24 protein-coding genes and 1 riboswitch are annotated in these 21,219 nt (G+C 45.1%); of the genes, 22 read left to right on the top strand and 2 right to left on the bottom strand.

All coding sequences use genetic code 11. From position 1 onward, the window contains the following. Positions 1-160 precede the first annotated feature (160 nt). On the bottom strand, positions 161-1,003 hold the full coding sequence (locus tag GJB59_RS03595; protein ID WP_142827595.1) for a flagellar hook-basal body protein: 843 nt from the start codon (positions 1,001-1,003) through the stop codon (positions 161-163). A 14-nt stretch (positions 1,004-1,017) separates the two neighbouring features. After that, the gene (locus GJB59_RS03590) at positions 1,018-1,854 is read right to left on the bottom strand and encodes a flagellar hook-basal body protein (protein WP_142827594.1); all 837 of its coding nucleotides are present in this window, start codon (positions 1,852-1,854) and stop codon (positions 1,018-1,020) included. Positions 1,855-2,077: 223 nt separating this feature from the next. After that, positions 2,078-2,164: riboswitch (cyclic di-GMP riboswitch) on the top strand. Between the two features lie 80 nt (positions 2,165-2,244). Between GJB59_RS03590 and flgB the strand changes: the two genes are divergently transcribed. The 22 genes from flgB to GJB59_RS03480 are packed head-to-tail and all read left to right on the top strand — an operon-like array spanning position 2,245 to position 21,211. Further along, positions 2,245-2,646: a flagellar basal body rod protein FlgB gene (gene flgB / locus GJB59_RS03585; protein WP_142827593.1), complete on the top strand. Its 402-nt coding sequence runs from the start codon at positions 2,245-2,247 to the stop codon at positions 2,644-2,646. A gap of 5 nt (positions 2,647-2,651) precedes the next feature. After that, positions 2,652-3,107, top strand: coding sequence for a flagellar basal body rod protein FlgC (gene flgC / locus GJB59_RS03580; protein ID WP_142827592.1), 456 nt, complete (start codon positions 2,652-2,654; stop codon positions 3,105-3,107). Positions 3,108-3,156: 49 nt separating this feature from the next. After that, entirely contained in the window at positions 3,157-3,453 is a 297-nt protein-coding gene (gene fliE / locus GJB59_RS03575) for a flagellar hook-basal body complex protein FliE (RefSeq protein ID WP_142827591.1), read from the top strand. Positions 3,454-3,460: 7 nt separating this feature from the next. Beyond that, positions 3,461-5,101 carry a flagellar basal-body MS-ring/collar protein FliF gene (gene fliF, locus GJB59_RS03570; RefSeq protein ID WP_142827590.1) on the top strand — a complete coding sequence of 547 codons (1,641 nt, stop codon included), beginning with the start codon at positions 3,461-3,463 and terminating at the stop codon, positions 5,099-5,101. A gap of 11 nt (positions 5,102-5,112) precedes the next feature. Next, a complete protein-coding gene (fliG, locus tag GJB59_RS03565) occupies positions 5,113-6,126 on the top strand; it encodes a flagellar motor switch protein FliG (RefSeq protein WP_142827589.1) in 1,014 nt (337 codons plus the stop codon). Continuing rightward, positions 6,119-6,916, top strand: coding sequence for a FliH/SctL family protein (locus GJB59_RS03560; protein ID WP_142827588.1), 798 nt, complete (start codon positions 6,119-6,121; stop codon positions 6,914-6,916). The genes fliG and GJB59_RS03560 overlap by 8 nt, the downstream gene beginning before the upstream one ends. After that, positions 6,897-8,213, top strand: a complete 1,317-nt coding sequence (fliI, locus tag GJB59_RS03555) for a flagellar protein export ATPase FliI (protein WP_142827587.1) — start codon at positions 6,897-6,899, stop codon at positions 8,211-8,213. The genes GJB59_RS03560 and fliI overlap by 20 nt, the downstream gene beginning before the upstream one ends. Then, entirely contained in the window at positions 8,200-8,685 is a 486-nt protein-coding gene (gene fliJ, locus GJB59_RS03550) for a flagellar export protein FliJ (RefSeq protein ID WP_142827586.1), read from the top strand. The genes fliI and fliJ overlap by 14 nt, the downstream gene beginning before the upstream one ends. A 4-nt stretch (positions 8,686-8,689) precedes the next feature. Continuing rightward, positions 8,690-10,045: a flagellar hook-length control protein FliK gene (locus tag GJB59_RS03545; protein ID WP_142827585.1), complete on the top strand. Its 1,356-nt coding sequence runs from the start codon at positions 8,690-8,692 to the stop codon at positions 10,043-10,045. A 16-nt stretch (positions 10,046-10,061) separates the two neighbouring features. After that, positions 10,062-10,517, top strand: a complete 456-nt coding sequence (flgD, locus tag GJB59_RS03540; RefSeq protein WP_142827584.1) for a flagellar hook assembly protein FlgD — start codon at positions 10,062-10,064, stop codon at positions 10,515-10,517. 42 nt (positions 10,518-10,559) lie between these two features. Continuing rightward, entirely contained in the window at positions 10,560-11,342 is a 783-nt protein-coding gene (locus GJB59_RS03535; RefSeq protein ID WP_142827583.1) for a flagellar hook-basal body complex protein, read from the top strand. 48 nt (positions 11,343-11,390) lie between these two features. Then, positions 11,391-11,606, top strand: a complete 216-nt coding sequence (locus GJB59_RS03530; protein WP_142827582.1) for a flagellar FlbD family protein — start codon at positions 11,391-11,393, stop codon at positions 11,604-11,606. 13 nt (positions 11,607-11,619) lie between these two features. After that, on the top strand, positions 11,620-12,603 hold the full coding sequence (fliM, locus tag GJB59_RS03525) for a flagellar motor switch protein FliM (RefSeq protein WP_142827581.1): 984 nt from the start codon (positions 11,620-11,622) through the stop codon (positions 12,601-12,603). Continuing rightward, complete coding sequence (gene fliY / locus GJB59_RS03520) at positions 12,593-13,648, top strand: flagellar motor switch phosphatase FliY (protein ID WP_142827580.1); 1,056 nt, start codon at positions 12,593-12,595, stop codon at positions 13,646-13,648. The genes fliM and fliY overlap by 11 nt, the downstream gene beginning before the upstream one ends. A gap of 26 nt (positions 13,649-13,674) precedes the next feature. Continuing rightward, positions 13,675-14,322 carry a flagellar biosynthetic protein FliO gene (locus GJB59_RS03515; protein WP_142827579.1) on the top strand — a complete coding sequence of 216 codons (648 nt, stop codon included), beginning with the start codon at positions 13,675-13,677 and terminating at the stop codon, positions 14,320-14,322. After that, positions 14,319-15,008, top strand: coding sequence for a flagellar type III secretion system pore protein FliP (gene fliP, locus GJB59_RS03510; protein ID WP_142827578.1), 690 nt, complete (start codon positions 14,319-14,321; stop codon positions 15,006-15,008). The genes GJB59_RS03515 and fliP overlap by 4 nt, the downstream gene beginning before the upstream one ends. Positions 15,009-15,024: 16 nt before the next feature. Continuing rightward, complete coding sequence (gene fliQ / locus GJB59_RS03505) at positions 15,025-15,294, top strand: flagellar biosynthesis protein FliQ (RefSeq protein ID WP_142827577.1); 270 nt, start codon at positions 15,025-15,027, stop codon at positions 15,292-15,294. 6 nt (positions 15,295-15,300) lie between these two features. Continuing rightward, on the top strand, positions 15,301-16,080 hold the full coding sequence (fliR, locus tag GJB59_RS03500; protein ID WP_142827576.1) for a flagellar biosynthetic protein FliR: 780 nt from the start codon (positions 15,301-15,303) through the stop codon (positions 16,078-16,080). Continuing rightward, positions 16,081-17,169 carry a flagellar biosynthesis protein FlhB gene (flhB, locus tag GJB59_RS03495; RefSeq protein ID WP_142827575.1) on the top strand — a complete coding sequence of 363 codons (1,089 nt, stop codon included), beginning with the start codon at positions 16,081-16,083 and terminating at the stop codon, positions 17,167-17,169. It abuts the gene before it with no gap. Between the two features lie 22 nt (positions 17,170-17,191). Continuing rightward, the gene (gene flhA / locus GJB59_RS03490; RefSeq protein WP_142827574.1) at positions 17,192-19,231 is read left to right on the top strand and encodes a flagellar biosynthesis protein FlhA; all 2,040 of its coding nucleotides are present in this window, start codon (positions 17,192-17,194) and stop codon (positions 19,229-19,231) included. Then, a complete protein-coding gene (gene flhF / locus GJB59_RS03485) occupies positions 19,228-20,349 on the top strand; it encodes a flagellar biosynthesis GTPase FlhF (RefSeq protein ID WP_142827573.1) in 1,122 nt (373 codons plus the stop codon). Before flhA ends, flhF begins: the two co-directional genes overlap by 4 nt. Next, positions 20,342-21,211: a MinD/ParA family protein gene (locus GJB59_RS03480; protein ID WP_142827572.1), complete on the top strand. Its 870-nt coding sequence runs from the start codon at positions 20,342-20,344 to the stop codon at positions 21,209-21,211. Before flhF ends, GJB59_RS03480 begins: the two co-directional genes overlap by 8 nt. Positions 21,212-21,219 lie beyond the last annotated feature (8 nt).

Genomic DNA, 21,219 nt, shown 5'->3' with positions numbered 1-21,219 from the left:
GGGATTAGGACGAGCTGAAGACACTGGACTGAGCAGAGCGAGGGAAGCGGCTGAAGCCGTACCCCCCGGAAAGCGTCCGCCTGGAGCGATTTCTTCAGTAGAAAAAATTGTATAACAACAAAAAGAGCAGACACCCCGCGGGGTGTCTGCTCTTTTTGCATTATCCTTTAATCGTGTTGACCAAGCCCATCATATCATCTGCATATGAAATGGCTCTTCCTTGTGATTGAAACAAGCGCTGCGTCGCGATCAATTCGGTCATTTCATCAGCCAATTCGACATTGGATGCTTCAAGTACACCTTGTTTGATGGCGATCGATCCATCCTTTTGTTGAGCCAAATTGATAAACTGCAGATTGCCATTGGCAAGTTGTTCCGCTTCAGTGCCAGTCAGGCGGAAAAGATTGCCGCCTGTTTTTTCAAGAGAGTCCGGCCGATCTATTTGGGCGATGCCCATTTGGATTTCAGCCGGTTGTTTATTGGGATCTTTAAAAGAAACTTCCAAAGCGCCATTTCCATTTAATTGGAGGGTGTCGTAATCATTGTCGAAAACAATCGGCTGATTATCGGCTCCGAGAACCGCATCGCCGTTGGCCGTCACCAAGCTGACTTGGTTTGAGTTCGGCACTGGTTGGACTTGGAAAGATCCGTCTTTTGTATACAACGCATTTCCTTCTGACTCAACCCGGAAGTAAGCCGATTCGCCCTGGATCATAAAATCAAGCGGCCGGTCTGTTTGGCGGATAGAGCCTTGTTCGTTGCGAGTTGCAGTTTGTGACAAAATCGCGCCGGCACCGATGCGCAAACCGTAAGGCGTAATTCGCCCAACTTCGTTTTGTGGACCGACTTGTTTTTCGATTGATTGCACAAGGGCGTCTGAAAAACTGGCTTCTTGGCGTTTATAGCCATTGGTGTTTACATTGGCAATGTTATTGCCGATCAAATCGATCTTTTTTTGCAGTTCGCCCATGGTGTTGCTGGCTGTGTTCATTTGAATGTTCAACTAATAACTTCCTCCTAGACGCGCCCGATTTCATTTACTGCTTTTTCCATGCTGCGATCATAAGCCTGAATAACTTTTTGGTTTGATTCGAAGCCTCGGTAAGTTGTCATCATGTCCGTCATCGTCCGGGTCAAATCCACGTTCGATTGTTCAATAAATCCTTGTTTGACAAAACTGCCTGTACCTTCCAGCAACGCTTCATTTTCAATAAATTGAGGAGCGGCTTCAGGAGCGCCTTCCCAGCGCAGAAGATTCTGTCCTTGTTTGACAAATTGTTCGGGGTTTTCCGTATAGCCAATCCATAAGCGATCTCCTTGTGTTCCGTCGTCTAATGTAATTTGGCCATTGTCCTGCACAGTGAAATCAGTGGAACCAACTTGAATCGGCTGCTGATTCTCACCCAGGACAGAAAATCCTTCACTAGTAGTCAGGAAACCTTCAGTATTTACAGTGAGTGAGCCGTTTTTGGTATAGCGCACTTCATCATTCTCTGCAGCTACTGCAAAAACCATCGATCCTTTTTGCTGGGTTTCTGGATTTGTTGGAAGCAATTCATCCATCAGCACCAAATCAGTCAAATTCCCCGTTTCTTTTAACGGACCTTGAAGAAAAGAAGGGATGCCCTCCTGAGCATATACGCCCGTGGTCAAAGTCCCAATATTTTGAGGGACTATTGTACCTTTTTTTCCGTTCTCTATCGCTGTAATGAGTTGATCTGGAAATGCGCGCAAGACAGTTTGGTCACCTTTAAATCCCGGAGTATTGGCGTTTGATAGGTTATTTGTCAATATTTGTTGATTCCTATTATTGGCCATCATCCCTGATGTAGCAGTATATAATCCACGAAACATGGGCTTTTTCTCCTTCTTATTAGCAAAATGGTAGATATCGCGTAGCATAACATTAAGAGATGAATAAAAATAGTGTCTTATTGATTAATATGGAAAAAATATCATTTTATTTTTTTAAAAAGAAAAATATACAAAATTATTGAAACATGATACTATCACTTTGTTATTAATTTTAGAAAATAGTACGAAATGACGAGTTTAATAATAGAATAATAGAATATCATTATGAAAATGGCAAACTTACTCGAAAGGTAAAGACGCAAAGCTACGGGCCTAAATACGCAGTGTACAAGGCAGCCGAGTCACCTAAGTGGTAGATTTGATTAAAATCCACTTTTTTAAAAGTGGATTTTTATTAACCAATTAAATGTAAAAAAAAGGAGTTTTTTGATGAGTATATTCCCTAAGTCACTTGAGTCCATGGAACAAGCTCTCTCAGCATCCACTTTGAGACAGCGAGTCCATTCAGCGAATATCGCCAACGTAGATACTGCTAACTACAAAAGCAAGAAAGTCGATTTTCAAGCAGCCCTAGATACCGCAATGAACAATCAAAGCCTCTCCAGCTATAAAACCAACGATCGGCACCTTTCATTCAGCAACGAATCTTCAGTAGGCAAGACTGAAATCCTTACCAATAGTTCAACAAAATACAACAACAATGGCAACAACGTGGATATGGATGTCGAAATGGCTGAACTAGCAAAAAATCAGCTTTGGTATAACGCTGTTACCGAACGGGTCAACGGCAAGCTCAACAGTCTTAGCTCTGTTATTAGTGGAGGGAGATAAAAAAGATGAGTTTATTCAGTGGGTTTAATATTAGCGCTTCCGGGTTGACAGCCAACCGCATGCGCATGGACGTCGTGTCCGCCAATATCGCAAATGCCAATACAAATCGTGCCGAGCTGGTGGACGGGGAATGGCTCCCGTACCGTCGGAAAACAGTGGAATTGTCGCAAAGCGGCGGATCGCCTTTTGCCAATCAATTGCAGTCGGTGATTAATAGAGGCAATACGGCAGTATCGGGTGTCGAGGTATCGGAAATCCGGGAAGATGACACGCCGTTTAACATGTCTTACGATCCGGAACATCCGGATGCTGGAGAAGACGGCTATGTTCGTACCTCCAATGTTGATCCGCTGAAAGAAATGGTGGATCTGATGTCTGCAACCCGTTCTTATGAAGCGAACGTCACTGCGTTGAATGCTTCAAAAAGCATGTATATGAAAGCTTTGGAGATCGGAAAATAAATCGATGATTATGAAGAACAATCTACTATAGAACATCAAGGAGGCCCCCATGGAAAAAATAGGCCAGATTCAAACCCCATTTATTCAAAATCAATTGTTCGATAAAGTGCAGCCTGAAAACAAAGTTGAAGGATTTGGAGAAATATTCAAAGATGCGCTAAAAGAAGTGAGCAAAGCGCAAAATGAATCAGATAAATTGACCAACCAATTGGTGACAGGAGAAGTACAGGATGTACACGAAGTCATGATTGCTTCGCAAAAGGCCAGTTTGTCATTGCAGATGACGATGCAGGTCCGCAATAAGGTTGTTGAAGCGTATCAAGAAGTAATGAGAATGCAAGTATGATGCGTAAATGAAAGAGAAGGTTTCAGTATATAAAACGAAGTTAAAGGAATCTTGGACCAGTTTTTCTCCTGTGACAAAATGGGCTGTTATTGGTTCCTTTTTTCTTACCTTAATTATTATTATTGTCTTTGTTTTTCTCAATAATCGCACTAACTTCTCAGTGTTGTATTCTGATCTGGCAGCAGCAGAAGCGGGCGAAATCAAGACGGCTATTGAAGAACAGGCTATTCCGGTGGAAGTATCGGCCGATGGCAAAACGATCAGCGTACCTGAAGAGCATTTGGCAGATTTGAAAGTCAGCCTGGCTGCGGAGGGGATACCGAAGAACGGCAATGTGAATTACGGGATATTCAGCGAAAATATGGGGCTTGGAATGACCGATCGCCATTTTGATGTCGTGGAACGGGACGCCATGCAAAATGAGTTGGCGTATTTGATTGAACAAATTGATGGAGTAACAGAAGCGAATGTCATGATTACACTGCCGAAAGAAAATGTTTGGATCACGGATGAAGAGCAGACATCTACAGCTTCTATTGTCATCCAAGGCGATTCGACGCTGCAATTGGATCAAAAGCAGATTAACGGTTTGTATCACTTAATCAGCAAATCAGTTCCAAGTTTGCCGGCTGAACAGGTAGTGATCATGGACCAAAACGGCCAAGTGTTTGAAGTGCAGGATGCCAACGTGGCAAATACCAATCTGTCGGTCTACCAGCAGCATCGTGAAATCCAAAAAGGCATCGAGCAGGATATTCAACGTGAGCTGCAGCAAATGCTCGGCTTATTGCTCGGGCAGGACAAAGTGGTCGTGTCAGTGATGACAAACATCGATTTCACGAAAGAAAAGCGGGAAGAGCAATTGGTTGAACCCGTCGATATTGAAAACAATGAAGGCTTGGATATCAGCGTGGAACGCATCGTCGAAACGTATTCGAGCGAAGGCGTGGTCGTGGAAGATCCAGCAGGAACCGGTGAAACGGAAGTCGCCAATTATCCGGGCTTGGATGGTGCTGGAAACAGCGAGTCAGAGCGTACGGAAGAGCGGATCAACAGTGAAGTCAACCGGATTAACCGGCAAATTGAGATGAGCCCGTATGTGATTGATGACATTACGATCAATGTAGGCGTAGAGCCGCCAGTTCCGGAAAATCCAGCCAGTTTAACACAGGAAAATGTCACAGACATCAGCAATCTATTGAAGAATGCTGTCAGTACGTCATTGAGCATGAATGAATTTGCTGCAACCGAAGTGGAACTGGAAGACCGAATTTCTGTTTTTGCAACTGAATTCCAAGGACGTCCGGATATTGAGGAAGAAGAACAAGCTGAAACATTCCTCGCCGGCGTACCGAACAATCTGCTTCTGGTCATTGCCGCAGCGGTTGTATTAGTGTTGATCATCATTATTGCCTTGTTATTGCTTCGCAGAAAGAAAAAAGAAGAAGTATTTGAAGAAGAGTATGATTTTGGAGGTTTTGAACAGGCGCTAGCCAAGTCAAACCAAGTAAATATTGAAGATGAAGAAGTTGATTTGTCTGAGTTTAGTGCCAGATCGAATCCGAAGCGGAAAACGATTGAAAAGCTTGCCAAAGGAAGACCTGAAGACTTCACTAAATTGTTGCGGTCATGGATGGCAGATGACTAGGAGAGTGGCCAATGGTTAGAGGAATACAAGAGTTGACAGGGATTCAGAAAGTGGCCATCTTATTGGTTGGTTTAGGACCTGAAGTGTCGATTGAGATATTTAAGCAACTGACGGAGCCGGAAATCGATCAATTAACCATGGAGATTTCCAACGTTCGACAGTTGAAGAACAGCCAAACAGAAAGAGTCATTAATGAATTTTACGAAATGATTCTAGCACAGGATTATATGAATGAAGGTGGTTTGGTTTACGCCCGAAATATCCTTGAACAGGCACTGGGAAAAGATAAGGCGATGGACACGATCAACCGGCTATCAAACCGGCTTCAAGTAAAACCATTTAGTTTTGCTCGAAAAGCCGATCCAAACCAGATTTTAAATGTTCTGCAGCACGAACAGGCACAAACGATTGCATTGGTGCTGTCCTATTTGGATGCTAAGCAATCATCGAAGATTTTGTCCGAGTTGCCGAGTGACAAACAAGCGGAAGTCGCAAGGCGGATCGCTTTGATGGAAAGCACTTCTCCGGATGTCATCCATCAAGTAGAACAGATTTTAGAGCGGAAGCTGACTGCCACAGGATCACAGGATTATACTGCTACCGGTGGTGTTGAAGCGATTGTTCGCGTGTTGAGCAATGTTGATCGCGGTACAGAAAAATCCATATTGACCGAACTCGAAAAAGATAATGTGGAACTGGTTGCGGAAATCAAAAAACGTATGTTTGTCTTCGAAGATATTGTCAATCTGGAAACTCGTTCCGTTCAGCGAATTGTCCGTGAAGTGAGCGATGCTGATCTGACATTTGCACTGAAAGTAGCAAGTGAAGAAGTCAAAGACAGCATTTATCGCAATATGTCAACACGGAGAGCGGAAGCTATTCGTGAAGAAATCGAAGTGATGGGGCCAGTGAAGCTGAAAGATGTAGAGAATGCACAAACAAATATCGTCGGACTGATCCGAAGCATGGAAGAAAAAGGGGAAATTGACGTATCGCGTGGAGAAGGAGAGGAAATGATTGTCTAACATCATTCGTCTTCCACAGTCTCTTTCCAAAGAAAAGAAAATTATCCAGACTCGGAAAATCGAGACTAAAAAAACTGTTTTCAGTAATCAGGAACAGGATCCAAGACAGCAGCGTCAGCAATTGATGCAGGAAATCGCAGATCTGGAAACTCGCCAAGAGCAATTGCAAAAACAAATTTTAATCGATCAGCAAACGGCACAGCAGGAAATCAGCGAATGGTGGCATGACAAGCAGCATGAAGCGTTAGAGCATGCTGAAAAACTGGGGCAAGAAGCACAGCAGCAAGGATTTCAAGCTGGATTTTCAGAAGGCCTCCAACAAGCCGAGCAGGACAGCGTCGAAAAACGACTGGAAATGACTCGCTTGCTGGAAACGGCTTATGACGAAAAAACAAGAATTATCCAGCAGGCTGAACCTTTCTTATTATCATTAAGTGTCAAAGTGGCAGAGAAAATTATTCATAATGAACTCCGCCAGGACACAAAGCAGGTGCTGCACATTATACAGCATGCATTAAAGCAGGTAGAGGAATCGGAAGACGTCACAATGCAGGTTTCTGCCGAAGACTATCCGACCATCATTCCATTTTTGGAAGAACTAAAGACGTATATTAAAGCCGATTCGGAATTGAAACTGGTTCCAGTGGCCAATCTGACGCCAGGCGGCTGCAGGATTCATACGGCGAGTGGATCTTACGACGCCGTGGTCGACAATCAGCTGGATGAAATCAAAAACCAATTGCTCGCTTATTGTGAGGAGAAGACCAACGATGAACCTGTGGGAAGATGAGTATCTGGAATTGCTGAATGATATTGAACCGATACAAAAGCATGGGAAAGTGATTCAGGTCATAGGCTTGACGATTGAATCGAGAGGGCCGAACGCGAAAATTGGCGAGCTTTGCCTGTTATATCCAAACCGCAATGAACCACCGATTGAAGCGGAAGTGGTCGGCTTTAGAGAAAATCGGATTATGCTCATGCCGCTGCAGGATCTTTCGCAAGTCGGTCCGGGATGCTTGGTAGTCGCCACAGGAGGCCCGCTTCAAATCAAAGTCGGTCCCTCCATTTTAGGGAAAATCCTCGATGGTACAGGAATGCCGCTTGATGAAAGTTTATTGCCTAGGGGATTGAAAAAGTATTCAACGAATAACGCACCGCCAAATCCGTTAAAGCGTCCGCGGATTGATAAGCCCCTTGAAGTAGGTGTCCGTGCGATTGATGGATTGCTGACAGTCGGTCAAGGACAGCGCGTTGGCGTATTTGCAGGAAGCGGCGTCGGAAAAAGTACCTTAATGGGCATGATTGCCCGCAATACTGAAGCCGATATCAACGTTATCGCTTTAGTTGGGGAACGCGGACGTGAAGTGCGTGATTTTATTGAACGCGATCTCGGTCCTGAAGGGTTAAAAAAATCGGTAGTTGTAGCAGCAACTTCCGACCAGACACCGATGCAGCGCATTAAAGCAGCACTTACGGCAACAGCGATTGCCGAATATTTCCGGGATCAAGGAAAAAACGTCATGCTGATGATGGATTCTGTTACCCGATTTGCCATGGCACAGCGGGAAGTCGGACTGGCAGTGGGTGAACCGCCGACCAGTAAAGGCTACACACCAAGCGTCTTTGCCTTGCTGCCGAAACTGTTAGAGCGCTCAGGCACTTCAAGCAAAGGTTCCATTACTGCTTTCTACACCGTTTTAGTGGATGGCGACGACATGAATGAACCGATTGCTGATGCGGTGCGTGGAATTTTGGATGGCCATATCGTGTTGGACCGTAAAATTGCCCAAAAAGGCCAATTCCCGGCGATTAACGTCATGGCCAGCGTCAGCCGGGTTATGCACGAAGTCGTCTCGGAAGAACATCAGCTGGCAGCACGGGAATTCAAGCGTTTGTTGGCAGCCTATGAAACTTCTGAAGACCTTATCAATATCGGCGCCTACAAGAGTGGGGCCAACAAAGAGATTGATGATGCGATTCGATCGCATCCACTGATTAAGGAATACTTGCAGCAGGACATATATGAAAAAGCCAAACTGGAAGAAAGTATAGAGCGGCTATCAGCACAATTTGGGGGCGTTTAAACTGACACAATTCAACTTTCGATTTCAAAAAATATTGGATTTAAAAGAAAATGAAAAGGGCTTTGCGCAGATCCAAATGGCTGAAGCCATCAAAAAGCACGAAGTGGGCCATCAACGAAACAAAGCCATTCAAAGCCAAATAAGCGATATCGAGCAATTGAAAAATGCTAAACAGCAAAGCGGCGTCAATATTTCAGAATTGAGAATGCTGGAAAGCTATATTCACCAGCTGCAGGATCAATCGCTTTCTTCTAAAAGAGAATTGGAGTATTTGCAGAAAAATGTCTCGACGTCTCAAGGCTTGCTGCAAAAAAAAGCACAGGAAGAAAAAACCTGGGAAAATTTAAAACAGCAAAAATTGAACCATTTCAAAGAAGAAAGCAAAGCGGCTGAACAAAGCTTTTTTGACGAAATGGCCAGCACCCGATTCTATCGCTTGGCCAAAGCGAACAGTTTAGCGGAAGGAAGTTAAGCAGATGGAAGCTTTAAAACTATCGTTTCCACAAACCATAAGCCCGGCTGCAAAAAAAGCGGCTGCACCAGCTCAACAAGATCAGGCGCTGTTTGCTTCTTTGCTGACTTCACTGGGCACTACTGAAGCGGAGCTTGCTAGTGAAGAACAAGCCCCGGCAGAAGATGTGCTGGAAAGCCTGGAATCTTTGCTTTCGTTCCTGCAGGAAATACCGATTGAAGAACAAACGGCTGAACAGCAGGAACTACAATATGCGATTCTTCAACTGCAGGAGCTTCAGGCGGGAAAAGCACTGCTTAACGTGACGGCACCCAGCCAAACAGGTGGAAGCAACACACAGATGACCGATGCTGCTGCCGAAGTGATCGGGCTGCTTGAGGATATTCAGCAGAAGCTGAAAATTTTGTCCGACGAATTTACTACAAAATTCGAAGACCTTAGCGCCTTTAAGGGGGCAGAAGAAAAAAAGAATGCTTTCAACAATATCAGCTTGCCGCAAATTTCCAAGCAGCTGGAAGAGTTGATCGGCATGCTTGAAGAGGAGCAGCAAGCTGTTTTGGTGGCTCAACAAGGAAAGTCAATTGGACAAGAGCTTCCGGTTGATGGAACCAGAGCAGTAAATGATATTCCAAGGTTTCTAAATGAAAACTTAAAACCAGTCAAAGAACTTCCGAAAGTCCCTGTTGAAACACAAGGAACATCTCAACAAGCAGAAGAAGTTGCACTTCAGCCATCCGTAAAACTTCAGGATGCCGAGGAACTTCAGTCGCCGAAAGTGGCAGCTGACAGCAAAACGGCTCAAGAGACGACTATCCAGCCAACCACTAGCGTGACGGCTGAAGCTGCAAAAGCTGCCGGCAACCAAGTGCGGACAGAAGTAAATCCACCCGCTGCACCATTTGTCCGGCTATCCAACCTTCTTGAGGATTTAGGCGGTATGCTGAAAAGTTCGATGCGCATGGCAGAGACTGCAGAAGGCATGAAAATGCGTGTCAATATTTTTCCGGAACATCTCGGCCACCTGGAAATTCTTCTGACATCAGTGAACGGAAAGCTGGCCGCTCAGATTATGGCAAGCACACCGATGGCAAAAGAAGCACTTGAACTTCAACTCAATCAACTCAGAGCTTCGTTGGTGCAGCAAGGCGTAGCTGTTGAAAAAATCGAAGTGCTGCAGCAAAGTTCGCCGCAGCCTTTCAGCCAACAGCAATCTCATGCCGAACAGCGGTTTTCCCAGCAACAGCATAAGAATGGAACAGCCAATCGAGACAAAAATGGCTATTTCCAGCCCGAAGAAGAAAAGGCGGCTATACGGCAGCCTTCGGTTGGCCAGTTGATGAAAGTGGATTACACAGTATAGAAGAGAGGGTGTTTTGATGAACATCTCGACAGTGACAACCGCAGCAGCTGCTGCACCAGCACCAGCTGCTAAGACGGAAGCTACAAATGCACTCGGGCAAGATGCTTTCTTGAAAATCCTGGTCACTCAAATGAAGCACCAGGATCCGATGGAACCGTTAAAAGACACAGAGTTCATTGGCCAGATGGCTCAGTTTACGAGCCTGGAGCAATTGACCAACTTAAATAAAACCATGACGCAATTTGTCAGCAATCAGGGAAGTTCTTCATTAGCAGACTATGCACATTTAATCGGCACTTCAGTTACATGGGAGTCAGAAACAGGCTCAGGTGAAGGAATTGTTAAAGCGTTGTCCAGCAAGAACGGCGAGTTGCTCGCTGAGCTTGAAGGCTCGGATGTAAAAGTGCCAATCGAATCGATTCAACGGATTGAAAAACAACCAGCCACCACAAATGACCAGGAAATCGTCTGACCCATTACGGTCAAAAGATGATTCTTGAAAGGGGAAAATTAAATGTTGCGTTCAATGTACTCAGGAATTTCAGGTATGAAAGGGTTTCAAACCAAGCTGGATGTAATCGGGAATAACATTTCCAACGTTAATACAATAGGCTACAAAAAAAGTACGATTAACTTTCAAGATCTTCTAAGCCAAAATTTGTCAAGTGGTGGAACAAATCCTATGCAAATCGGTTTAGGTTCATCCATGGCTTCGATCAATGTAAACCATAACGCAGGATCAGCAATGTCTACAGGAGTTGGAACAGATCTTTCGATTATGGGTGACGGATTTTTTGTTGTTCAAGATCCAGAAGCTGCCAACGGAGAAGGGCAATATTTAACGCGTGCAGGAAATTTTACTGTGACAGCAGAAGGCAATTTAGTGACAGCACAGGGATACAATGTTTTAAGCAGTAACGAGCAAGCAATCAATGTCTCAGGGTACGATTCCTTCAGCATCAATCGCTTAGGAGAAGTAATTGGTAAACAAGCTGATGGAACAGAAACAACGATTGCCGAAATTGGGGTTTCAACACCTGAAAATCCATCAGGTCTTCGGAAGTTTGGCGGTTCTTTGTATGAGATGACAGGAATGGCAAGTGCAAACGGTTTAAATATCCAAACAGCTTCAGACAAGAATACAGAAATTGGTTCTGGGATGCTTGAAATGTCCAACGTTGACTTAACGGAAGAGTTTACGGAAATGATTATTGCACAACGCGGATTCCAGGCGAATTCACGCACTATCACGACTTCAGATGAACTTCTGCAGGAAGTAGTCAACTTGAAACGCTAATAGAGGAGGCTCAGGCTGAGCAGGGCTAAGCTTTGAACAGCAATCGACATGATTCAATTAACCAGATTAAATCGCTCTTCTTTTGTATTAAATGCTATTTATATCGAACGGTTGGAATCCACACCGGATACCGTCGTGACTTTAACAACGGGCAAGAAAGTCCATGTATTGGAAACCGTAGAGGAAGTTATGGACAAAGTGACCGATTATTACCGGAAACTGAACATTTTACCTCGTTTGCATGAGCCGAACTTGGACGAATGAGGGGGCAATCAAGTTGACCGATGTTTTAACAGATGAAAATATTGAAACCATCCTTTCAGCAATGGGGAACCAAGAGCCAAAAGTTATCGACAAAAAAAGAAATGTTCAAGCATACGATTTCAAGAAAGCATTGCGTTTCTCACAAGATCAGATCCGTACCTTATCCCGGATTCACGAGAACTTTTCCCGCTTGTTGTCTTCTTATTTCTCAGCACAGCTTCGAGCTTTTGTTCAAGTAAGTGTTGAGGCGGTAGAAGAAGTTTCTTATCAGGAATTTATCCGCAATGTCCAAAAAAAATCGATGTTGGGAGTTTTCGAAGCGGCACCGCTGCAAGGCAGTATGGTTATGGGTTTTTCTCCGGATGTGGTATATGTCATGTTCGACCGGCTTCTTGGGGGACAAGGCAATCTTTTGCAAAAAGACAGTGAGTTGACTGAAATTGAAATCAGCGTTATTGAACGTGTATTTTCAAAATCACTGGATTGCTTCGAGGAAGCTTGGTCCTCTGTAGTGAAACTGACTCCAGAACTCAGAGAGGTTGAAGTGAATCCGCAATTTCTTACTACGTCTCCACCAAATGAAACAGTCATTTTGGTCAAGCTGCAAACAAGAATCGGCAATGTCGAAGGCATCATCAATATCTGTTTGCCTCATGTCGTACTGGAACAAATTTTGCCGAAGCTGTCAGCAAAACATTGGCTTGCCAATCAAAAAAAAGCAATTGAAACACATGAGATGGAAGCTTTGGAGGAAAAACTTCAAAGCACTAAAATGGAAATCAAAGCTGTACTGGGAAAATCGACGATTGAACTTGGGGATTTTCTAAACCTGAAAAACGGAGATGTGATTCGTTTGAATGAGTCGTATGATGCTCCTGTAACGCTCCAGGTAGACAATAAATTGAAATTTTATGCACAGCCTGGTGTTTCAAAAGGTCGAATGGCTGTACAGGTAACAGAAGTGTCAACTCAAGGAATTCTATTTGATGATGATTGATCAACCTTCTTCGGAAGAAACCGCGGGTTTACTGAATTATAAGAATGTGGGAGGAAAGACGATGTCTGAAAGTTCATTATCGAAAATGGAAACAGAAGCAATCATCGAATTGCTGAACGCATCACTCGGCGGTTCAGCCGCTGAACTGACTTCGCTGCTTTCTGAACAGGTTTTCGTGACTTCGCCAACTTTGGCCATCACTAATAGGGATGATGTCTTTGCTTCGGTAAGTGCACCGTTTTATGTTGCACTTGGTGAATATACAGGTGCGGCAAACGGGATGCAAGTTCTTGCCGTATCCAAAAAAGATGTTGATGCTGCATTGAAAGCTGGACTGGAGGATGCAGAAGACGAAACAGCATTTCAAGCTGTTCAAAACATGATTGGGAAGATGTTCGACTCCGTAGCGCAGTCGATGTCAGCTCTATTGGAAAGAGATATTGCCCATTCTCTATCGGGTATAGATGTTGTCGATCAGAATGTAGATTTTCCATTGGCCAATTTCACGAAAGAGCAATGGTTTACCGAATCCCAATTTCAGCTGAATATTAGCGGCAAGCAGAATATCCGTTTTCATCTATGCCTTCCAGTGCCACTAGCGAAACTTTTGGTAGCGATATTAACTGAACCGTTTGACGAAGAAGACACAAAGGAGATAGGTGAAATGCCAAAGCAATCAGAAAGCCATCTAGACAACCAGCTAAATCAACAGACTCAAGAAACACAAACGGTACAAAACGTCCAATTTTCAAGCTTTGATAACACGGAAACAGCACAGTCGGAACCGAATAACCTGAACATGCTTTTGGATATTCCGCTTCAAGTAACCGTAGAACTCGGACGTACAAAGCGTATGGTCAAAGATATACTGGAAATTTCCCAGGGATCTATCATCGAACTGGATAAATTGGCTGGAGAACCCGTCGATATCCTGATCAATAACAAGTTGATCGCAGTTGGAGAAGTCGTGGTCATTGACGAAAATTTTGGAGTGCGCGTAACAGATGTACTAAGTACAGCAGAGCGTATCTCGAAACTGCGTTAATGCCTGATAGAAGGAGTTTGCCGAAATTGAACAAATCAAAGAATGTATACATCGCACTGCTTATGGCAGTCTTGTTTTTCGGTGCACTGTCGGTTCCATTGACTGTTCAGGCAAGCCCGAATGTCGTGGAATGGCTCAACAACGAAGAACCCGAAGAAGAAACACCGGCAGATCCGGTAGAAGCGGCACCGGTGGAAGAAAAAAGTCTGGCTGGCATCATTGTTCAATTGGTGCTTTATACGCTATTAATTGTGGCGATGATTTACGGTTTGATCAAGTTTTTGGCAGCACGCCAGAAAAATCTTCAGCCCAACCAAGCAGTCAAGCTGATGGGTGGTACGCCGCTCGGCAACAACAAATCACTTCAATTGGTGAAAGTTGGCGGGCAAATGTACTTGATCGGGGTCGGTGATGAAGTGACCTTGATCAAGGAGTTCTCGGATGCAGCTGAAATCAGCGGCATTGAAAAAGACTTTGAACAGCAGCAGCCGGCACTTTCCAAAAACCTGCTGGACTTTACGAAAAAGAAAATCGGGGATTTTTCGAAAAATCCGCAAAAAAAAGGTTTTGATCAGCTGTTCAATCAAAGCCTGAACAAGCAGAAAGCCAAACAGCAAGAGCTCCAAAACAAGCTGGGACAAGAACAGACCGACAAGGAAGGGCGTCCGCTATGATTCCGGAAATTTTATCATCCATCAATATTCCGGGCATTGATTTTGGCGGAGAATCGCCTGAAGATGTTTCGACAACACTTCAACTGTTTTTCCTGTTGACGGTCTTGTCGCTGGCCCCGGGAATTCTCATCATGATGACCAGCTTTACGCGGATCATCATCGTGCTGTCATTTGTCCGGACCGGACTGGGTACCCAATCCATGCCGCCGAACCAGGTATTGGTTGGCCTGGCACTGTTCCTGACATTCTTCATCATGTCGCCGATTGCGATGGAAATGAATGAAACAGCCTTGCAGCCCTATTTAGATGGCGACATGGAGCAGCAGGAAGCATTGGATACCGCTATTCTCCCGTTAAAGGAATTCATGGCACAGAACACACGGGAAAAAGACTTGGCCTTATTCTTTAAATACGCAGAGTTGGAAAAGCCTGACAGCATTGAGGAAATCCCCTTGACGTCACTGATTCCGGCATTTGCCATCAGTGAACTGAAAACCGCATTCCAAATCGGCTTTGTTATTTTCATTCCTTTTTTGATCATCGATATGGTGGTTGCCAGTACGCTGATGGCAATGGGGATGATGATGCTGCCGCCGGTGATGATTTCACTGCCTTTTAAAATTTTGCTGTTTGTCCTGGTGGACGGCTGGTACTTAATAATCGAATCGCTGCTTGTCAGCTTTTGACGAAGGGAAGAAAACGATGACTCCAGATATGGTGATCAAACTAGCCGAACAATCGATTTTTACCATTATCCTCATTTCGGCCCCGATGCTGCTGATCGCGCTGGCTGTCGGATTATTGGTCAGCGTCTTCCAGGCAATGACGCAAATCCAGGAGCAGACGTTGGCGTTCATTCCGAAAATACTGGCAGTCTTCATTTCGCTTGTAGTCTTTGGGCCATGGATGCTGACGTTGCTGCTGGATTACACTAGAGACCTGTTTCAGCAGCTGCCAAGAATCATCGGGTAAGCGGGCATGGAAATGATTTTTGACATACTGCCTTATTTTTTGCTGATGCTCATCCGGTTGAGCAGCTTTTTCCTGATCGCCCCCATCTTTTCCATGCGGGGCGTACCGGCGCAATTTAAAATTGGCATCGCTGCTTTTCTGGCGTTTGTCGCTGTTTCGACCTTGCCTATGGGCGATGCGATTCCAATGGACTCTTCTTATATTTTATTGATCATCAAAGAGCTTGGTACGGGATTGGCGCTTGGATTCACAGCGGCACTGCTGTTGTACGCAGTCCAGATTGCCGGCGCCTTCATCGATTTTCAGATGGGTTTTTCCATGGCCAATGTGCTGGATCCGCAAACGGGTGCACAAGTACCGCTTATTGGCCACTTTAAGTACATGATGGCCATCCTGTTCCTGTTGACAGCCAACGGGCACCATTTGATGCTGGACGGCGTCATGCATAGCCTTCGCGTGTTTCCGGTGGAACGTCTGGCGATTTCGGTGAAAGCTGAAGATATCGCTCAATTTATGACCGGCTTGTTCACAGATATGTTCTTAATCGCCCTCCAGATTGCGCTGCCGATCATCGGTGCCTTATTTTTGGTGGATATTGCACTTGGCATTCTGGCAAAAACAGTTCCGCAGCTGAATATTTTTGCTGTTGGCTTGCCGATAAAGATTTTAGTCGGCTTTGTTATGCTGTTTCTGACCATGCCTGTGTTCTTCTTCATCCTGCAGATTCTCTTTGAGAAAATTTTGGTGAGCATGGCTCAGTTGATCAATTTATTAGGAGGAACGTAAGTGGTGAAAAGGTATCCCCTGGACCTGCAGTTTTTTGCCGGTGAAAAAACTGAAAAAGCGACACCGCAAAAACGCCAGGAATCCAAGCGGAAAGGCCAGGTAGCCAAAAGTCCTGAAGTCGCCGCAGCCATGATTTTGTTGGGTGGGATCATGCTGCTGAATTCACTGGGCGGCTGGATGCTGGACCGGATCTTGGCGATCTACCGCGTCCACTTTACTGAATATATTTCCTGGGAAATAACACCCGCGACCATTCGAACATTGTTTGAACAGATGGCTATGAATGCATTTTTGCTCATGCTGCCAATCATGCTGATTGGCGTAGTCTTCGGTTTTTTCGGAAACTTTATTCAGGTCGGTGCAATCTTTTCGACGGATCCGATTATGGCAAAGTTGGAACGGATGGATCCGATTAAAGGCGCAAAACGAATTTTTTCAGCTCGTGCCCTGGTCGAATTGGGAAAATCCTTGCTGAAGATTGCCATTATCGGAGGCGCTGCATTCGGTGTGCTGTGGCTTGGCAAGGAAGAATTGTTTTTACTGTCTCAAAAAAGCATTAGTCATTCCTTATCTTTTATCGGCTCGTTAGTGTTTCAAATGGGGTTGGTTGCAGGCATTATCCTGCTGTGTTTATCCATTCTCGATTACATTTACCAGAAATACGAATTTGAAAAAGGCATACGGATGTCCAAGCAGGACATTAAAGACGAATACAAAAAAGCGGAAGGCGATCCGCTGATCAAATCAAAAATAAAAGACAAGCAGCGGCAAATGAGCATGAATCGGATGATTCAGGATTTGCCGGGCGCGGACGTGCTGATCACTAATCCGACGCATTATGCAATCGCCATCAAGTACGATGCCGAAACGATGGCGGCTCCGGTCATCATCGCGATGGGCAAAGATCATCTGGCCTTAAAAATCAAAGAAAAAGCGAAAGAGCTTGGAATTGTGACGATGGAAAATAAGCCTCTTGCACGTGCGCTGTATGCCCAAGTTGAAATAGGGGACACCGTGCCAGAAGAATTGTTTCTGGCAGTGGCAGAGGTTTTAGCATATATATACCGACTAAAAGGAAAAATCCGATGAATTGGAAAGAGGAGGGGACCGCGTGAAAATCAGAGATTATGCCATTATGGTAGCCGTCATCATGATCGTTGTGATGATGGTCATCCCTCTTCCGCCGCTCTTATTAGATATATTAATCATGATTAATATCAGTATTGCCCTAACCATCCTGTTGGTGGCAATGAATACGAGAGAACCGCTTCAATTTTCTATATTCCCCACACTGATTTTGCTGACTACTTTGTTCCGCTTAGGATTAAACGTATCAACAACCCGTTCCATTTTGACCGAACAGACAGCTGGACAGGTTATCGAGACTTTCGGTTCGTTTGTTGTTGGCGGCAGTGCCATTATCGGGATTTTGGTATTCCTGATTCTGGTCATCATTCAGTTCCTGGTTATCACAAAAGGATCTGAGCGAGTGGCAGAAGTCGCTGCACGATTTACGCTCGACTCGATGCCCGGCAAGCAAATGAGCATCGATGCCGATCTGGGATCCGGAATGATTTCGGATCAGGAAGCCAAAAATCGGCGCGAAAAAGTCAGCTCGGAAGCGGATTTCTACGGAGCAATGGACGGTGCCAGCAAATTCGTCAAAGGTGACGCCATTGCCGGCATCATCATTACCATCATTAACATTATCGGAGGCTTGCTGATCGGCGTGATGGTCCACGGACTGCCATTTGGAGAAGCAGCTCAGCTGTTCACTTTGTTATCTATCGGGGATGGTCTGGTTTCCCAGATTCCAGCGCTGTTGATCTCCACAGCGATGGGTATTGTCGTAACGCGTGCAGTATCGGATGGCAATTTAGGGTCGGATATCACGAAGCAGCTTTTTGCTTATCCTAAAATGCTGTATGTTGTAGCTGCAACCCTTGTAATGTTTGCCGTATTTACACCAATCAGCCCATTGCTAGTGGTGCCGATTGCAGGTGTCATTTCCTATGGTGCTTTCCGGATGCAGCAAGCATTAAACTCTGAGGAAAAGCAGGAAGTGGAAATAGGCAAGGACGAGAAAGAGCTGGAAGGAATGAAAAGTCCGGAAAGCGTTATCGACCTACTTCATGTCGATGCTATTGAATTTGAATTTGGCTATGGGCTGATTCCGATTGCCGACAAAAACCAAGGCGGCGATTTGTTGGACCGTGTCATCATGATTCGCCGGCAATGTGCAATGGAGCTTGGCATCGTGGTACCGGTTATCCGGATCCGCGACAATATCCAGCTGCAGCCGAGCGAATACGTCATCAAGATCAAAGGCAATCGGGTGGCATCCGGAGAAATTATGCTTGACCATTACTTGGCCATGAGCCCAGGAATTGATGACGAAGCGGTGGAGGGAATCGAAACGGTTGAACCCGCTTTCGGAATGCCTGCGCTATGGGTCAATGAAGAAATGAAAGAAGAAGCCGAAATGGCCGGCTACGCCATTGTCGATCCGCCGTCTGTAGTCTCGACGCATTTAACAGAAGTGATCAAGCGCCATGCCCATGAGCTGATCGGCAGACAGGAAGTCAAGTCGCTGATCGAAAATGTGCGCGAAACTGCGCCTGCAGTTGTGGAGGAATTGGTGCCGCAGCTGATGACGATCGGAGAAGTGCAAAAAGTATTGATGAAACTTCTGAAAGAGAAAGTATCAATCCGCAACTTACTGGTCATTTTGGAAACGCTGGCTGATTACTCCTCGCAGACAAAAGATACGGATCTGTTGACGGAATACGTCAGGCAGGCACTATCAAGGCAAATCACGCTGCAATACACGACGCAAAGAGAGCCGCTGCAGGTGATCACAGCCGGAGCGAGCCTCGAGAAGAAATTTGCAGACTCGGTGCATCGGACAGAGCAGGGCAATTTCCTGTCCATCGATCCTGAATCTTCCCAGACCATTTTCCAGAAGATCACGGAACAGGCCGCGCAGCTTCAGCAGACAGGTGTTCAACCGATTTTGCTCACGTCTCCTGCCATCCGTATTTATATGAGACAGTTTGTAGAGCGATTTGCGCCTGATTTGCCGGTGCTTTCGTACAATGAGCTGGAACCGGAAATTGAAATTCAAAGTGTTGGAGTGGTTAACATCTCATGAGGCTGAAAACATACATTGTTGGAAATATGACAGAGGCAATCCCGCTTATCAAACGAGATTTAGGCGCGGACGCTATGATTTTGAATACGAAAAAAGTGAAAACTGGCGGCTTTCTAGGATTTTTCCAAAAAGAAAAACTGGAAGTGACAGCAGCGATTGACCCTATAGCAACACGGGAAAGTGAACGGGAACACGTACCGGCAGAATTTCCGAAAGTACAGCCTGTCAAGCAGCCGGTTGTTCTAAAAGAAACGGCAACCGAACTGATCAGCGAGTTGAAGAACATCAAGCAATTCATGATGCAGCAGATGACTGAAGACCGTCTGCCTGAAACATTTCAGTTATTGAAAAAACACTTAACTGCGCAGGAAGTAGCAGAAGACATCCAAGCGGAATTGATGGCGAAAATCATTTCGAATTTGAATGACGAGACTGACCATACGTTAGAGAAGGTATGGTCTGCTGCTCGGGAAGAAATCCTTGCCATAATTGAAGAAAAACAGCCGCCAAAAGTTGCTCAAGATCCTGAAATCATTTGTTTTATTGGTCCGACAGGTGTAGGGAAGACCACAACAATCGCCAAAATCGCGGCTGATTATATGCTGACTAGAGATAAAAAAGTAGGTTTGATCACTGCCGATACATACCGGATTGCTGCAGTTGAGCAATTGAAGACTTATGGCAGCATCTTAAATCTGCCGGTCAAAGTAGTTGACTCGGCAGCAGAGCTGAAGCATGCGATTGAGGATTTTGCAGAATGTGACATTATTCTGATGGACACTGCCGGGCGCAACTACCAGCAAAAACAGTATATTGTTGAGCTTGAGCGCTTATTGCCGAATGACAACAAAGTCCAGATTAACTTGGTGCTCAGCCTCACTGCCAAATACGAAGACATGAAAAAAATCATCGACAATTTCCAGTCGATTGCCATGGATGAACTGCTGCTAACCAAAAAAGACGAAACAAGCTCTTCGGGAGCCATTCTGAACCTGATTTCCCACTACGATATTCCCATCCGCTACATAGCTAATGGACAAAACGTTCCGGACGATATTTTGACAGTCACTTCTGAATTGGTTGCAGATTTTTTAATGGGGGAAGAAAACCATGCTTGATCAGGCGAATGAATTAAGGGAAAAAATGTTGGCAAAGCAAAAAAAAAAACCTGATCGAAAAACCATCAGAAAGACGCGGGTCCTGGCCATTACAAGCGGCAAAGGCGGGGTCGGGAAATCCAACTTTGCATTAAATTTTGCATTGAGCCTGGTGGAACAAAACAAGAAAGTACTCATATTCGATGTTGACCTCGGTTTTGCGAATATCGATGTGCTGTTGGGCCGGACACCGCAGGAAACGATCGCAACGATGATCGAAAAAGATCTGGCCGCGCAGGATATTATTGAAGAAGGTCCCAATGGCCTGTTATTTATCTCAGGAGGCAACGGATTTAATGACCTGTTTCGGATGGACGACCTTAAATTGGAAAAGTTTTTTAAAGAACTGAGCACGCTGCAGGGAAAAGTGGACTATATCATCTTGGATACGGGAGCAGGTCTATCTTACGAAAATCTCCGCTTTATCCTAGCTGCTGACGACGTCATCCTGGTGACGACTCCTGAACCGACCTCCATTACTGACGCTTACTCAGTCGTTAAGATGGTTCATGGCAAAGACCCGAACGTCCACATGAAGCTGGTGATCAATCAATCTACCAGCTTACGCGAAGGTCAGCAGACGGCAGATAACTTTAAACGGGTAGCGGAGCAGTTTCTCGGCAAAGAAATCGGCACGCTTGGTTTCATTCCAAGCGATGCACGCATTCCGGAAGCGGTGAAAAAACAAACGCCGCTTTTACTGGCATATCCGGACAGCCCATCGGCGACCGCTATCCGAAAAGTGGCCAGTGAATTTCTCCAGCTGCCAGTCCCTTACAAATTAGGCCTCAAAGGATTCATTATGAAGATTCTGTTTAAATAAGAGCGGCT

This window comes from Planococcus soli (assembly GCF_016881065.1).
GTDB classification, from domain to species: Bacteria; Bacillota; Bacilli; order Bacillales_A; family Planococcaceae; genus Planococcus; species Planococcus soli.
Note: the sequence above shows the minus strand (reverse complement) of the source record. Positions and strands in the feature narration are given on the sequence as shown.

What these genes read in the sequence shown, in the direction of transcription:
- GJB59_RS03590 (WP_142827594.1), bottom strand. Translation starts at nt 1,854, where the DNA reads ATGTTTCGTGGATTATATACTGCTACATCAGGGATGATGGCCAATAAT.
- flgB (WP_142827593.1), top strand. Translation starts at nt 2,245, where the DNA reads ATGAGTATATTCCCTAAGTCACTTGAGTCCATGGAACAAGCTCTCTCA.
- flgC (WP_142827592.1), top strand. Translation starts at nt 2,652, where the DNA reads ATGAGTTTATTCAGTGGGTTTAATATTAGCGCTTCCGGGTTGACAGCC.
- fliE (WP_142827591.1), top strand. Translation starts at nt 3,157, where the DNA reads ATGGAAAAAATAGGCCAGATTCAAACCCCATTTATTCAAAATCAATTG.
- fliF (WP_142827590.1), top strand. Translation starts at nt 3,461, where the DNA reads ATGAAAGAGAAGGTTTCAGTATATAAAACGAAGTTAAAGGAATCTTGG.
- fliG (WP_142827589.1), top strand. Translation starts at nt 5,113, where the DNA reads ATGGTTAGAGGAATACAAGAGTTGACAGGGATTCAGAAAGTGGCCATC.
- fliI (WP_142827587.1), top strand. Translation starts at nt 6,897, where the DNA reads ATGAACCTGTGGGAAGATGAGTATCTGGAATTGCTGAATGATATTGAA.
- GJB59_RS03545 (WP_142827585.1), top strand. Translation starts at nt 8,690, where the DNA reads ATGGAAGCTTTAAAACTATCGTTTCCACAAACCATAAGCCCGGCTGCA.
- flgD (WP_142827584.1), top strand. Translation starts at nt 10,062, where the DNA reads ATGAACATCTCGACAGTGACAACCGCAGCAGCTGCTGCACCAGCACCA.
- GJB59_RS03535 (WP_142827583.1), top strand. Translation starts at nt 10,560, where the DNA reads ATGTTGCGTTCAATGTACTCAGGAATTTCAGGTATGAAAGGGTTTCAA.
- GJB59_RS03530 (WP_142827582.1), top strand. Translation starts at nt 11,391, where the DNA reads ATGATTCAATTAACCAGATTAAATCGCTCTTCTTTTGTATTAAATGCT.
- fliY (WP_142827580.1), top strand. Translation starts at nt 12,593, where the DNA reads ATGATGATTGATCAACCTTCTTCGGAAGAAACCGCGGGTTTACTGAAT.
- fliP (WP_142827578.1), top strand. Translation starts at nt 14,319, where the DNA reads ATGATTCCGGAAATTTTATCATCCATCAATATTCCGGGCATTGATTTT.
- fliQ (WP_142827577.1), top strand. Translation starts at nt 15,025, where the DNA reads ATGACTCCAGATATGGTGATCAAACTAGCCGAACAATCGATTTTTACC.
- fliR (WP_142827576.1), top strand. Translation starts at nt 15,301, where the DNA reads ATGGAAATGATTTTTGACATACTGCCTTATTTTTTGCTGATGCTCATC.
- flhF (WP_142827573.1), top strand. Translation starts at nt 19,228, where the DNA reads ATGAGGCTGAAAACATACATTGTTGGAAATATGACAGAGGCAATCCCG.
- GJB59_RS03480 (WP_142827572.1), top strand. Translation starts at nt 20,342, where the DNA reads ATGCTTGATCAGGCGAATGAATTAAGGGAAAAAATGTTGGCAAAGCAA.